Here is a 13,185-nt window from a genome sequence, read left to right as displayed (position 1 = left end):
CGGTAATTATCTCAAGTAACCCCGCTTTAACCTAACTTTATTTTACATTTGCTGAAAATAACGCCCATAAACAAAAAAAGCTGCTCGTTGGCAGCTTTTTGTTTATCAGCAAGGTTTATTTTACTTCTTTACCCGCTGCTTGTTGATCGGCGTGATAGCTTGAGCGTACAAACGGGCCAGAAGCTGCGTGTGTAAAGCCAATTTCATCAGCATACTCTTTTAGCGCATCAAACTCAGCAGGCGGCACGTAGCGTTTTACTGGTAAGTGATGCTTAGAGGGTTGTAGGTATTGGCCTACGGTTAGCATATCAACGTTGTGCTCACGTAAATCACGCAGCACTTCTTCAATTTCGCTAATTTCTTCACCTAAACCAACCATTAACCCCGATTTAGTTTTAACCTCAGGATGCGCTTCTTTAAAGCGGCGTAATAATTCAAGTGACCATTTGTAATCAGCACCTGGACGCGCCAATTTGTACAAACGAGGTGCTGTTTCTAGGTTGTGGTTAAATACATCAGGCGGCGTTTCAATTAAAATTTCCAACGCTCTGTCCATACGACCACGAAAATCAGGGACTAATATCTCAATGGTGATTTCTGGATTATGTTTGCGAATTTCACGGATACAATCGGCAAAGTGCTGAGCGCCACCGTCACGTAAATCATCACGGTCTACCGAAGTGATCACTACGTAGCTTAGCTTCATGTCTTTAATGGTCAGTGCAAGCTTTTCCGGCTCTGCTGCATCGGGCTTTAATGGACGGCCATGTGCAACATCACAAAATGGGCAACGACGTGTACAAATAGCGCCTAAAATCATAAAGGTCGCCGTACCGTGGTTAAAACATTCTGATAAGTTAGGGCACGAGGCTTCTTCACATACCGAGTGAAGACCATGCTTACGCATTGCTTGTTTTATGCCGTCAATCCGCTCGGTTGACTTGGGTAAGCGGATTTTAAGCCACTCTGGCTTACGGAGCATTTCGGTTTTTTCAGTTGGTAAAACTTTAACGGGGATCAACGCCATTTTTTCTGCGTCGCGTAGTTTTACACCTGGTTCCATTTTGACTGGTTTATTCATTCGTTTTCAAACCCTTCAGTATGCTTAACCTGTGTTGCATTAAGCTTTTTGATCATGTGTTTTACCAGCCCTTGACCTGCAGCTTCAAGGTTTTGAGGGCCATTTAATTCTTTAGTTTGCACCATATTCATGCCCGCATAACCACAAGGGTTAATGCGTAAAAATGGACTTAGGTCCATGTTAACATTTAATGCTAAACCATGAAATGAGCAGCCACGACGAACTCTTAGGCCTAAAGAGGCAATTTTGCTGTCGTTCACGTAAACACCGGGTGCATCGGCTTTTGCGTATGCATCAATACCGTACTCAGCAAGGGATTCAATAATACATTCCTCAAGCCATGTTACTAGCTCTCGTACGCCAATCTTTAAACGACGTAAGTTAAATAATACATACATCATTTGCTGACCTGGGCCGTGGTAAGTTACTTGTCCGCCACGGTCCACTTTAATCACTTCAATGTCACCTGGGGCGAGCAAGTGCTCATCTTTACCGGCTTGGCCTTGGGTAAATACACTTTCGTGCTCTACCAGCCAGATTTCATCTGGGGTATTTTCATCGCGGGTGTCGGTAAAGTCTTGCATTTTTTGCCAAATCGGCATGTAACGCTGACGACCCAGTTGGCGTACGATTAGGGTGTTTTCGCTCACAACAAATCTCAACTATGGATTAAAGCATATGGCGTACGTCATCGATGTTGCTGATCACGTTGTAAATTTCTTCAATGTGTTTGCCGCTTGTTACAGTAGCTACTAGCGTTACAGACTCGTAATTACCTTTACTGCTTGGTTTTACTTTTGGCGCATAATCACCTGGAGCAATAGGTTGTAATTTAGCTAAAATTTGATCAGTTAAGTTTACATTAGCTAGACCCATAATTTTAAATGTAAATGGGCAAGGGTACTCTAAGTACTCATCAAATTTAGTGTCTTTAACAGGTTCAACCACGACGGGAACTCCTCAAACAAAAAGTGTAGGCTTTGCTAAAACGCGAAGCTTAAAACTGACAGGCTAATGGCAATCTTGAAATGATGCTATTGTTGACCCAAGCCAATGATAGTCATTCAATACGATTGGTATATATGGGGCGCATTCTAGCACTTTTCAAGCAAAAAAAAACGCCTCACAGTGGAGGCGTTCATATTACTTTACTCGCAATTACATAATCTGTAAGCGTAAGTAGTCATATATTTTACTAAAGAAGCTACCTTCTTGTATTTCTTCAAGTGTAACTAGCGGATATTGTGCAATATCTTCGCCTTCAAGCTGTAAAAATAAAGTACCTACTTTTGTGCCTTTAGCTAAAGGTGCCTCAAGGGTATCGTCTAGCTCAAAGTTTGCTTTAAGGTTTTTATGCTGACCACGAGGAATAGTAATAGGTGTATCTTCTAAAATTCCTAAAGAAACATTCTCTTTATTGCCCATCCAAACACGTTGCTCAGCAAAGCTGTCGCCGGCTTTATACGGGGTAATTGTTTCAAAAAAGCGAAAACCGTAGTTTAGTAGTTTTTTACTTTCTACCTTACGCGCGCGCTCACTTGAGGTGCCCATTACAACGGCAATTAAACGCATGTCGTTTTTTGTTGCAGAGGTGACTAAGCTGTAACCGGCATCAGATGTGTGACCCGTTTTAATACCATCTACATCTAGGCTTTCATCCCACAACAAAGAGTTGCGGTTATATTGCTTTATGCCATTGAAGGTAAAAGACTTTTGTTTATATAGAGCGTATTCATCAGGCACATCTCTGATAAGTGCAGCCCCTAATGTTGCCATGTCGCGTGGCGTTGTATAATGCGCATCAGTATCAAGGCCATGACTATTAACAAAATGCGTATTAGTCATGCCTATTTTTTCGGCGTGAGCATTCATTAAATCTGCAAACGCGCTTTCGCTACCAGCAATATGCTCTGCCATAGCAACACATGCATCATTTCCTGATTGAATAATAATGCCATGGTTAAGATCATCGACACTAACTTGTTTACCGACTTCAATAAACATTTTTGATGATTCAGGGAAGTTTTTTGCCCACGCTTTTTCACTAACAGTAACCATATCGGTAGGCGCAATATTACCAGCATTAATTTCGGTACCAATTACATAACTGGTCATCATTTTAGTTAAGCTGGCCGGTGCGAGTTTGGTATCAGCCTCGCCTTGTGCAATGACTTTACCTGTGGTGAAGTCCACCAAAAAGTAACCTTTTGCATTAACTTGAGGAGGCGCTGGAATAATTTGGGCGGTGGCTGAAAATACGGCGGCAGAACAGACTAAGCCGCAAACACCAGTAAGAATTTTATGTTTAATAGATTTCATCATACTCATTAATGGTTAAAGTTAAAAATATGCGTATTCCCATTCTAAAGGGCTTACTGAGTGTAAAGCAAGAACGCGTTTTGAAATTGATTTTGTTTTAATGTTTCTAGTACTTGTTGCGCATGTTGGGCATCTTTTATTGGCCCTAAGTGCAATCTATAAATAGCGTCTTTTTCAACGATATTTGTCGGTAACTTATACTGTTCTCGCAGTGTACTTGCTAACGCTTCTATGTTGGCTAAGGTACTGCCCGCGGCAACTTGAACGTAGGTTTTTCGTGCATGGGTATCGGCTAGAGTAATGGCTTCTAGCTTAACCTCTGCTGTACCATACTTATGGTATCCAAGTTTGTATGCAGCGGCATAAGAAAGGTCAATAATTCTATTATCATGAAAGGGGCCACGGTCATTAACACGAACAATAATTGATTTGCCATTAGCCGTATTTGTTACCCGCACAAAACTAGGTAAAGGCAACGTTTTATGGGCTGCGGTCATAGCGAACATGTCGTAAATTTCGCCATTAGAGGTGTGATACCCATGAAATTTACGGCCATACCACGAAGCAATGCCCGTTTCTGAATAGCCGGTTTCATCGAGCATCGGGGTATAACGTTTGCCAAGCACTTCGTAGGGGCGCGTGGTACTCGCACTTTTAATAACTTGAGTAACAATGGCATCTTGCATTTCTAATTCGGTCGGTGCACGAAGCGGGGCCGCATCATGGCGCATGCTGTAACGACTATTTGAACTGCTGCATGCACTTAAAAAGAGGCTAACGAGAATAATAATTATAAGTTGTTTGTAAAGGCGCATTATTTTAAGAGCATCCTTTTATCTGTGGCAATCGACATAATAATGCCAAATGCAGCCATCAGGGTCACCATTGAGGTACCGCCATAACTAATTAATGGTAACGGTACACCTACAACAGGCAGCAAACCCGATACCATGCCAATATTTACAAAAATATAAACAAAAAATGTAAGTGTGAGTGAGCCGGCTAATAGTTTACCAAACGCATCTTGTGCGTTAACTGCAATAAATAATCCACGGCCAATGATGAATAAGTACAGGCTAAGTAAAACACACACACCAAATAAGCCAAACTCTTCACTCAGTACTGAAAAAATAAAGTCAGTATGTCGTTCAGGTAAAAACTCTAGCTGCGATTGCGTGCCTTGCAGCCAGCCTTTTCCTTCGATACCGCCTGAACCAATGGCAATTTTTGATTGAATAATATGATAGCCAGAACCCAGCGGATCGCTCTCAGGGTCTAAAAAGGTCAGTACCCTTTGCTTTTGATAATCGTGCATACCGTAGTGCCAAAATGGCCATGCTGCCAAAGCAACAACCGAGCTTAAAAAGCCGATTAAACGCCAGCTCAAGCCTGATAAAAACAATACAAATACACCGGAACTGGCAATCAAAATTGAGGTGCCCAAATCAGGTTGTTCTTTAATTAGTAGGGTAGGCAGCATAACAATGGCAAAGCCAACGACTAAATGTAACGGACGCGGCGGCAAATGGTGGCGGCCAATATACCAAGCAACCATCATCGGAACCGCTAGTTTCATTAGCTCTGAGGGTTGAAAGCGAGTAATGCCTAAATCTAACCAGCGTTGAGCTCCCTTAGAACTTACACCAAATAGCAGTACCCCAACCAGCATGAGTAATCCTAGGCAATACATGGGAATAACTAAACGTTTTAAAGTCGCTGGTGGAATTTGAGCAAGTACAAACATACCTATAATGGCGCCAGCCATTCGCGTAATATGGCGAACCATCATGGCAGCGTCTTGCCCTGAGGCGCTGTATACAATGGTGATACTACCGGCCATCATCAGCAATAACGCAATAAAAAGTGGCAAATCAATATGCAGTCGCAGCCAAATAGAGCGCTTATCATGTAAAGCTGTCATGGTGCTTTGTCCCCTGAAGATTGGATTGGGTTAGCTGCAAAATAGTAATCCATTAATTGGCGCGCAATGGGCGCACCTACTGAGCTTCCCCCACCGGTATTTTCTACCACAATAGAGACAACAATTTGTGGGTTATTAAACGGGGCAAAACCTATATAAATGGCGTTGTCGCGTTGGCGCTCTTTGAGTGCATCGGCGTCGTAACGCTCGCCCTGAGCAATACTCACCACTTGGGCAGTACCGGTTTTACCTGCAGGGTCATAAGTAGCCCCTTTAAATGCACGATGGGCAGTTCCGGTAGTTTTTTTAACGGTGTTATGCATGGCATCAATCGCGATGCGCCAGTTATCTTCGTTATTAAGTACAACCGGTGGTTTTTCTTCATTATTGAGCTGAGTAATTTGATCTTCTTTTTTAGCAACTTGCACTAAATGAGGAGGGTGATTTATCCCTCTGTTAACTAAAATATTAGTGGCATTCGCTATTTGAATGGGGGTGGCAGTCCAATAACCTTGGCCAATTCCTACAGAAATAGTATCTCCAGGCCACCAAGACTCTTTAAAACGGGCTTCTTTCCACTCTTTTGAGGGTAAAATAGCGGTTGTTTCTTCATGAATATCAATACCGGATAATTCACCAAAGCCAAAGCGAGCCATAAAGTTACTTATTTTTGTGATCCCCATTCGATAGGCTGCGTCATAAAAGTAGGTATCGCATGACTCTTCTATTGCTTTATAAACATCCACATGGCCATGGCCCCAACGTCGCCAATCACGCCATCTATGCTCTACGTTGGGAATTTGAAAAAAGCCGGGATCCCACATACTGGTGGTTTCTTGCACTATATTTTCTTCTAATGCCAAAATAGCCATGTGTGGTTTAACAGTAGATGCTGGTGCGTAGCGACCTTGAGTCGTGCGATTGATCAGTGGACGATCAGGGTTGAGTAAGGCTTTGTAGTCTTTACTGCTAATACCGTGCACAAATAAATTGGGATCATAACTTGGGTTTGAATACAGCGCTAAAACGCCGCCATCTTTTGCATCCATTACCACAATAGCGCCGCGCATATCTTTAAGTGCATGTTGGGCTATTTGTTGTAAACCAATATCGAGAGTAAGTACTAAGTCGTCACCCGCTTGCGGTGGATCCATACTTAAAGTGCGGATAATTCGGCCGCGGTTATTAACTTCAACTCGTTGTGAGCCAACTTGACCATGTAATAACGGCTCGTAGTACTTTTCGATACCCAGCTTACCAATATCATGCGTGGCTCGGTAGTTTGTGGCTTCATCTTGTTGTTCAAGCTTGTTTAACTCTTTTCTATTGAGCTTTGCGACATAGCCTAATGCATGGGTTAAAGTATCGCCAAAGGGGTAATATCTCGCTAGACGCGCCTCAATACTAAAGCCTGGGAACTTATGTTGGTTTACTGAAAACATCGCTACTTCGTTTTCATTTAAACGGGCTTTGAGGACTTGACTTTTAAAACGTCGAGTATGTTTTATATCATCAAGAAAATCAGCTTGTTGTTGCTCGGTTATTTCAATGATTTTGCTGATAGACTTCAAAGAGGCGGTTAAATCATCAACTTCTTCGGGGATCACCTCAAGGTTATAAACGGGCTTATTTTCGGCCAGTAAAACACCGTTTCGGTCGTAAATTAAACCGCGATTGGGGGCTATAGGTATAACTTTTATACGGTTATCATTAGAACGAGTTTGATAATCTTGATGATCATCTACCTGGATTTTATACAAGTTAGACAGCAATATTGCTACAAGGACTAATATAAAAATAAAACCCACGAATGCACGCCGAGCAAATAAATTAGCTTCTGCTGAGTGGTCGCGAATTGTGGGTCTTCGTTTTAGCATAGCAAGAAACTACTCGCGATGATAAGGATGGTTGTTATTTAAGCTCCAGCCTCTGTAGAGGCTTTCAGCAACAATAATGCGTACTAAAGGGTGTGGGAGCGTTAAATTTGATAACGACCATTTTTGCTCAGAGGCAGCAATACACTCTGGGGCTAAGCCTTCAGGTCCGCCAATTAATAAACTGACATCGCGACCATCTAGTTGCCACTTTTCCATGTTTTTTGCTAGTTGATGAGTATCCAGTGCTTTACCGGTTACTTCTAGTGTGACAATACGATTGCCTTTAGGTATGGCGGCTAAGGTTTTTTCACCTTCAATGTGCAAAATACGCTTTATATCGGCATTTTTTCCACGTTTACCAGCAGGGATCTCAATGAGTTCCAATGCCATATCTTTGGGAAAGCGGCGTTGATACTCTGCAAAACCTGTCTCTACCCATGCTGGCATTTTTGTACCAACAGCAATCATTTGTATTTTCACGACGTTACTTCCAAGCGTTGTCTAAAATAGGGAGCAATTAGCCCCAAAGCTTTTCTAGATCGTAATAGCTACGTGCTTGATCTTGCATAACGTGAACAATCACATCACCTAAATCAACGAGTGCCCATTCACCATCGCTTTGGCCTTCATACCCTAATGGCTCTTCACCAGCGTGGCGAGCTTCTTTTGCTAAGTTATCAGCAATTGACAATACATGACGTCTTGATGTGCCTGAACATACAATCATGTAATCGGTTACGTCTGAGCTGCCAGTTACGTCAAGTTGAATCACATCACGTGCTTTCATATCGTCAATTTTGTCTAGTGCAAAAGCGAGTAGTTGTTTCGAATCCAAGGTTTTGTCTCAATTTAAAATTTAATAGCGGTTATTTTAACACGCTGAGGGGTTTATACCAATCACTCTTGATAAAGCTGGTGCTGCTTAATATAGTGACTCACGGCGTCGGGTAATAGTTCACTCTTTTTAGTACTTTTTTTAAGGGCTTGACGGATCTCGCTGGATGCGGCGTCCAGCTGTTCTCCCTCTAAAAAGTAAAGGTGTCCGGCATTTGTTTTGTTGAGCAGAGAAAAATCGTTGGTCACAGCTTGCTGTTTATAGTCTTTAAGTTCCCCCAGTACATGGCAGCTTTGACCTGGGCGTTGATATACCACTATATGGCAAAGGCGAGTTATTGTTTGCCATTGATACCATTTATCGAAATTGTTGAATGAGTCCATGCCAATTAAAAATAAAATAGGGGTATCGGGGTTTTCTGCTCTTAGCTCTTGCAAACTTAATAAAGAATACGACGGGCCGCTGCGTTGCAGTTCTCGTAAATCAAGCTTGAACTGCGCATAAGGTGTAATTGCGGCTTTAAGCATTGCTATACGATGCTCGGTGCTGATCCCCGGTGCCGCTTTGTGCGCGGGTATTGCACAGGGCATAAAATAGAGTGAGTGTAATTTAAAGGTCGCAACGCATTGCTGCGCCATATTAAGGTGTCCCAAATGAACGGGATCAAAAGTACCACCAAAAATTGCAATCATGTATTTCCCTTTACTGACGGTTACTATGGCAGGGAAGTGGAATATCGAGCGGTTGGCAGAACTTAATGCAAATATGCGCCAATGCTTGGTAAGGGGCAATCAATGCGCCTTGCTTGTAACTTGCATCAAACAATGCCAGTTCACTGCTAATATTCTCTAGGGTATGAATGTTTAGCCTGTTAATGGCTGTTTGTACTGGTGCTTGTTGATTTTTCCAAATCGCTTTTTGTTTAAATAAGGTTGCTAATGACTCACCTTGCAATAATCCCTGCTGCACACTCAATAATGTATTAAGGTCTTTATTGATGGCCCATAAGATACTCACAACCTCAGTGTTATCACTGGCAAGTTTGTTAAGTACTTTTATAGCCTGAGCGGTGTGGCCGTTTAAAAGCGCATCACTTAAATCAAAAATATCAAACTTAGCTTGGTTTAGTAGTCCTTGCATCACCAGTTGTTGCGTGATCAGAGCGTCACCGTGTATTAATGCTAGTTTTTCAAGCTCTTGGTAACACGCAAGTAAGTTGCCTTCAGTGGCATTAATTAAACTGAGTTTGGCCTCGTTTTGAATATTTAGTGACAAGCGTTGGCACTGCTCATCAAGCCAACGCTTTAAGTGATTTCCGCTAAGTGGGTAACAGGGTACAAATAACCCATGCTTATCAAGTGCTTTAAACCACGCGCCGCGCTGAACATCTTGACTGGCCTTAGCGCCTTTTACGATTAAGATCGTATCAGGGTTTTCAAGCTCTACTATTTTTTTAAAGGTGTTTGCGCCGGGTGTTCCCGGTTTTTGCTGGTTTAAATCAAGCTCAATAATAGTGCGCGCGCTAAACAACGACATACTTTGGTATTGCGCGATTATTTCTTGCCAATCAAAGCCCTGAGCTAAAGTGAATTTAATTACTTCATCAAATCCTTGTGCCTTTGCCGTGTCGCGAATGAGCTGTACACATTGCGCTTCTTGAAAAGGCTCTTCGCCAAAAACCAAATAAAAAGGTTTTAAGCCTTTTTTTAATTCACTCGATAGCTGATTTGCATAACAACGCATTATAGTTGCGACAACTCTCTAACAATACGACGACTCGCTTGTTGGCGAATTTCGCTAATTAGCAGCTCAAGTTCTTTTGCTTTTGCTAGTGCGTTATCTGGGTCGTCTTGGTAGTTACGGTATAACTCAAAGCGTTTTTCGATGGCTTTTTGTTTCGGGCGTTTTACTACATAACTTACGCTGTATGCCAGTTCGTACTCAGCTACTTGTCCATTTTGGAACAACGATAAGGTTTGACGCTCTAGTTGTTCTTTAAATAAATAAAGCTGCGCTGATTGTTTACTTGCAGGCACTAAAGTGACATCGCTCATAGCCAGTTCGGTTTGCAAATAGCTAAATAAAGCAGATTTTTGATCATCCCCCACAAGCGTTAGCTGTTTTAAATCATCGGGTAGGCTTGATGCTTTTTTAAGATGAAAGCCACAGCTCGATAACAAAAAACAGACTAGCACTAAGGCTAGTCCGTTTTTAATGGCGTTTAAAGCAGCCATATTAGTTAGCTACCACGTTAAGTAATTTACCTGGTACATAAATGACTTTGCGTATCGTTGCACCATCAGTAAATTTAGTCACGTTAGACTCTGCAAATGCCAAAGCTTCTACTTGCTCTTGCGTAGCATCAGCAGCCACTGTTAGTTTTGCACGCAGCTTACCGTTTACTTGTACGATGATTAGTTTTTCATCTTCAACAAGAGCAGATTCATCAACTTTTGGCCATGCCGCATCTAAAATATCACCTTCTTTACCTAGGTCTTGCCATAATTGATGCGATAAATGCGGTGTAATAGGTGCCAGCATAATTATTAATGCTTCCAGTGCCTCGTTAGCAATGGCAACATCTTGTATGTCACTTAATGGCGCTTTTAATAGCTTGTTAGAAAGCTCCATAATTGCGGCAATAGCGGTGTTAAAGGTTTGACGACGTTCTACATCATCGCTCACTTTTGCGATTGCTTTGTGTAGCTCACGACGTAGTACTTTTTGCGGGTTAGTAAGCGCCGATTTATCAAGTGCTTGGTAACCTACTGTTTTAACATCTACCGCATATTTCCACACACGCTTTAAGAAACGATGTGCGCCTTCAACGCCTGAATCTGACCATTCAAGTGTTTGCTCTGGTGGTGCTGTAAACATCATAAATAAACGCACTGTATCTGCACCGTATTGGGCAATAACTTCTTGTGGGTCTATACCGTTGTTTTTCGACTTAGACATTTTGCTCATGCCAGATGAGAACACCGGTTCACCATCATCTTTATGCCATGCTTTAGTTACGCGACCTTTGTCGTCGGTTTCGGTGTTTACATCACTTGGCGAAATCCAAATGTCGCCACCTTTTTCATCTTTACGATAAAATGTTTCAGCAAGTACCATACCTTGACAAAGTAAGCGGTCGAATGGCTCGTCTGAATTAACTAAACCAAAGTCACGTAATAATTTGTGGAAAAAGCGCGAATATAATAAGTGCAATATAGCGTGCTCAATACCACCAATGTATTGGTTTACTGGTAACCAGTAGTTAGCGGCTGCAGGGTCTAACATGCCTTCGTCATGGCGTGGGCTACAGTAGCGAGCGTAATACCACGATGATTCCATAAAGGTGTCAAAAGTATCTGTTTCGTGAGTAGCGGGTACACCGTTTACAGTTGTTTTAGCCCAATTTGGATCGGCTTTAATTGGCGATGTAACACCATTCATTACCACATCTTCTGGTAAACGCACAGGGAGCATATCTTCAGTGGCAGCAAGCTCGTTCCCGTTTTCATCGCTCAGCATTGGGATTGGAGAGCCCCAGTAACGTTGGCGGCTTACGCCCCAATCGCGAAGACGGAAGTTTACTTTACGCTCACCTACACCTAATGCTTCTAATTTGTCGGCAACAGCGTTAAAGGCGTTTTCAAAATCAAGGCCATCAAATTCACCTGAGTTAACCAGTACGCCTTTTTCGGTGAATGCTTCTTTGCTTAGGTTTACTTCAAGCTCTGAACCTTCAGCAGGGGCAATAACTTGTTTAATATCGAGGCCATAAGCGGTGGCAAATTCAAAGTCACGTTGGTCGTGCGCTGGTACTGCCATTACCGCGCCTGAGCCGTAATGCATCAATACAAAGTTTGCAACCCAAATAGGCACTTGCTCGCCCGTTAATGGATGCGTGGCGTAAAAGCCCGTTGCAATGCCTTTTTTCTCCATGGTTGCCATATCCGCTTCGGCAACTTTAGTGTTTTTACACTCTTCAACAAACATCGCAATCGCGTCGTTGTTTTTAGCCGCTTCTTGCGCGATTGGGTGGCCACCGGCAACGGCTAGGTATGTCACGCCCATAAACGTATCTGGACGAGTGGTGTATACACTAAACTTTTCGTTATTGTCGGTACGCGTAAACTCGATATCTAACCCTTCAGAGCGACCAATCCAGTTGCGCTGCATGGTTTTAACTTGCTCAGGCCAATCTTCTAGTTTGTCTAAGTCGTCTAATAGCTCTTGAGCATAGTCGGTAATTTTTATAAACCACTGTGGAATTTCTTTTTGTTCCACTACCGCACCTGAACGCCAACCACGACCATCAATTACTTGTTCGTTAGCTAATACTGTTTGATCCACAGGATCCCAGTTAACCGTTGACATTTTTTTGTACACTAGGCCTTTTTCGTAAAGCTTAGTGAAGAACCATTGTTCCCATTTATAATATTCTGGGTGGCATGTCGCAATTTCGCGATCCCAGTCGTAGCCAAACCCTAATTGCTTAAGTTGGTTACGCATGTAATCAATATTTTCGTAAGTCCACTTTGCAGGGGCTGTTTTATTTTTAATAGCCGCGTTTTCTGCAGGTAAACCAAACGCATCCCAACCCATAGGTTGCATTACGTTTTTGCCTTGCAAGCGCTGAAAGCGAGAAACCACGTCACCAATGGTGTAGTTACGCACATGACCCATATGCAGTCGACCACTTGGGTAAGGAAACATTGAGAGGCAGTAGTACTTTTCTTTGCTCTCGTCTTCTGTGACTTTAAATACTTGGTTTTCTTCCCAGTAGCGTTGGACTTTTGACTCTATGTCTTGTGGGTTATATTGCTCTTGCATTTACGTTTCCAAACTTCTTGCATACTAATAAAAAATTGTCGATAGGATACCCCAAATAAAGCGTTATTCACAGCGCCAAAGCGGCGCTTTTTATAAATTTGCCGCTAAATTAGTTTTCAGTGCAGGTTAACCTATACTTATCTATGTTAGGAGTCAGTTTTAACTTAGCGTTTGTTAATCTTTTTAGTTAAGTTTACACGCAAGTATTTGAGGTTTAAGCTAGGGTCTGTTGATCTTTGTGGATTACAATTTGTTCAAACTAGGGGCGATTTAATCGCGACGCGAGGTTTGTAACCTAGTGGGCTAAGTAAAAACCGAGCAAAGCTTC

The 13,185-nt window shown here is 42.4% G+C and carries 13 protein-coding genes; all 13 read right to left on the bottom strand.

Annotated features, from left to right (window positions below):
- Nucleotides 1-115 precede the first annotated feature (115 nt).
- Nucleotides 116-1,081, bottom strand: coding sequence for a lipoyl synthase (gene lipA / locus ACTRWE_RS09710; RefSeq protein ID WP_013465357.1), 966 nt, complete (start codon nt 1,079-1,081; stop codon nt 116-118).
- Complete coding sequence (gene lipB / locus ACTRWE_RS09705) at nt 1,078-1,731, bottom strand: lipoyl(octanoyl) transferase LipB (RefSeq protein WP_016898951.1); 654 nt, start codon at nt 1,729-1,731, stop codon at nt 1,078-1,080. Before lipB ends, lipA begins: the two co-directional genes overlap by 4 nt.
- 19 nt (nt 1,732-1,750) lie before the next feature.
- The gene (gene ybeD, locus ACTRWE_RS09700; protein ID WP_016898950.1) at nt 1,751-2,029 is read right to left on the bottom strand and encodes a DUF493 family protein YbeD; all 279 of its coding nucleotides are present in this window, start codon (nt 2,027-2,029) and stop codon (nt 1,751-1,753) included.
- 210 nt (nt 2,030-2,239) lie between these two features.
- Nucleotides 2,240-3,400 (bottom strand): serine hydrolase, encoded by a 1,161-nt coding sequence (locus ACTRWE_RS09695; RefSeq protein WP_029609897.1) that lies wholly within the window; start codon nt 3,398-3,400, stop codon nt 2,240-2,242.
- A gap of 53 nt (nt 3,401-3,453) precedes the next feature.
- Nucleotides 3,454-4,215 (bottom strand): septal ring lytic transglycosylase RlpA family protein, encoded by a 762-nt coding sequence (locus ACTRWE_RS09690; protein WP_028834084.1) that lies wholly within the window; start codon nt 4,213-4,215, stop codon nt 3,454-3,456.
- Nucleotides 4,215-5,321: a rod shape-determining protein RodA gene (gene rodA, locus ACTRWE_RS09685; protein WP_462879920.1), complete on the bottom strand. Its 1,107-nt coding sequence runs from the start codon at nt 5,319-5,321 to the stop codon at nt 4,215-4,217. Before rodA ends, ACTRWE_RS09690 begins: the two co-directional genes overlap by 1 nt.
- Nucleotides 5,318-7,198 (bottom strand): penicillin-binding protein 2, encoded by a 1,881-nt coding sequence (gene mrdA / locus ACTRWE_RS09680; protein ID WP_028834085.1) that lies wholly within the window; start codon nt 7,196-7,198, stop codon nt 5,318-5,320. Before mrdA ends, rodA begins: the two co-directional genes overlap by 4 nt.
- 9 nt (nt 7,199-7,207) lie before the next feature.
- Entirely contained in the window at nt 7,208-7,678 is a 471-nt protein-coding gene (gene rlmH, locus ACTRWE_RS09675) for a 23S rRNA (pseudouridine(1915)-N(3))-methyltransferase RlmH (RefSeq protein ID WP_002958522.1), read from the bottom strand.
- A 37-nt stretch (nt 7,679-7,715) separates the two neighbouring features.
- Nucleotides 7,716-8,033, bottom strand: coding sequence for a ribosome silencing factor (rsfS, locus tag ACTRWE_RS09670; RefSeq protein ID WP_013465348.1), 318 nt, complete (start codon nt 8,031-8,033; stop codon nt 7,716-7,718).
- Between the two features lie 62 nt (nt 8,034-8,095).
- Complete coding sequence (nadD, locus tag ACTRWE_RS09665) at nt 8,096-8,725, bottom strand: nicotinate-nucleotide adenylyltransferase (RefSeq protein WP_128583213.1); 630 nt, start codon at nt 8,723-8,725, stop codon at nt 8,096-8,098.
- Nucleotides 8,726-8,735: 10 nt separating this feature from the next.
- Nucleotides 8,736-9,776 (bottom strand): DNA polymerase III subunit delta, encoded by a 1,041-nt coding sequence (gene holA, locus ACTRWE_RS09660; protein WP_033103795.1) that lies wholly within the window; start codon nt 9,774-9,776, stop codon nt 8,736-8,738.
- Entirely contained in the window at nt 9,776-10,267 is a 492-nt protein-coding gene (locus ACTRWE_RS09655; RefSeq protein WP_262976810.1) for an LPS-assembly lipoprotein LptE, read from the bottom strand. The genes holA and ACTRWE_RS09655 overlap by 1 nt, the downstream gene beginning before the upstream one ends.
- A gap of 1 nt (nt 10,268) precedes the next feature.
- Nucleotides 10,269-12,857, bottom strand: coding sequence for a leucine--tRNA ligase (gene leuS / locus ACTRWE_RS09650; protein WP_462879919.1), 2,589 nt, complete (start codon nt 12,855-12,857; stop codon nt 10,269-10,271).
- Between the last annotated feature and the right edge of the window lie 328 nt (nt 12,858-13,185).

Source organism: Pseudoalteromonas sp. G5_S1_54_S4 (assembly GCF_054968565.1).
The sequence above is the reverse complement of the archived record's forward strand: the minus strand, read 5'-3'. Positions and strand labels throughout refer to the sequence as shown.

What these genes read in the sequence shown, in the direction of transcription:
- lipA (WP_013465357.1), bottom strand. Translation starts at nt 1,081, where the DNA reads ATGAATAAACCAGTCAAAATGGAACCAGGTGTAAAACTACGCGACGCA.
- ACTRWE_RS09695 (WP_029609897.1), bottom strand. Translation starts at nt 3,400, where the DNA reads ATGAAATCTATTAAACATAAAATTCTTACTGGTGTTTGCGGCTTAGTC.
- ACTRWE_RS09690 (WP_028834084.1), bottom strand. Translation starts at nt 4,215, where the DNA reads ATGCGCCTTTACAAACAACTTATAATTATTATTCTCGTTAGCCTCTTT.
- rodA (WP_462879920.1), bottom strand. Translation starts at nt 5,321, where the DNA reads ATGACAGCTTTACATGATAAGCGCTCTATTTGGCTGCGACTGCATATT.
- mrdA (WP_028834085.1), bottom strand. Translation starts at nt 7,198, where the DNA reads ATGCTAAAACGAAGACCCACAATTCGCGACCACTCAGCAGAAGCTAAT.
- nadD (WP_128583213.1), bottom strand. Translation starts at nt 8,725, where the DNA reads ATGATTGCAATTTTTGGTGGTACTTTTGATCCCGTTCATTTGGGACAC.
- holA (WP_033103795.1), bottom strand. Translation starts at nt 9,776, where the DNA reads ATGCGTTGTTATGCAAATCAGCTATCGAGTGAATTAAAAAAAGGCTTA.
- ACTRWE_RS09655 (WP_262976810.1), bottom strand. Translation starts at nt 10,267, where the DNA reads ATGGCTGCTTTAAACGCCATTAAAAACGGACTAGCCTTAGTGCTAGTC.
- leuS (WP_462879919.1), bottom strand. Translation starts at nt 12,857, where the DNA reads ATGCAAGAGCAATATAACCCACAAGACATAGAGTCAAAAGTCCAACGC.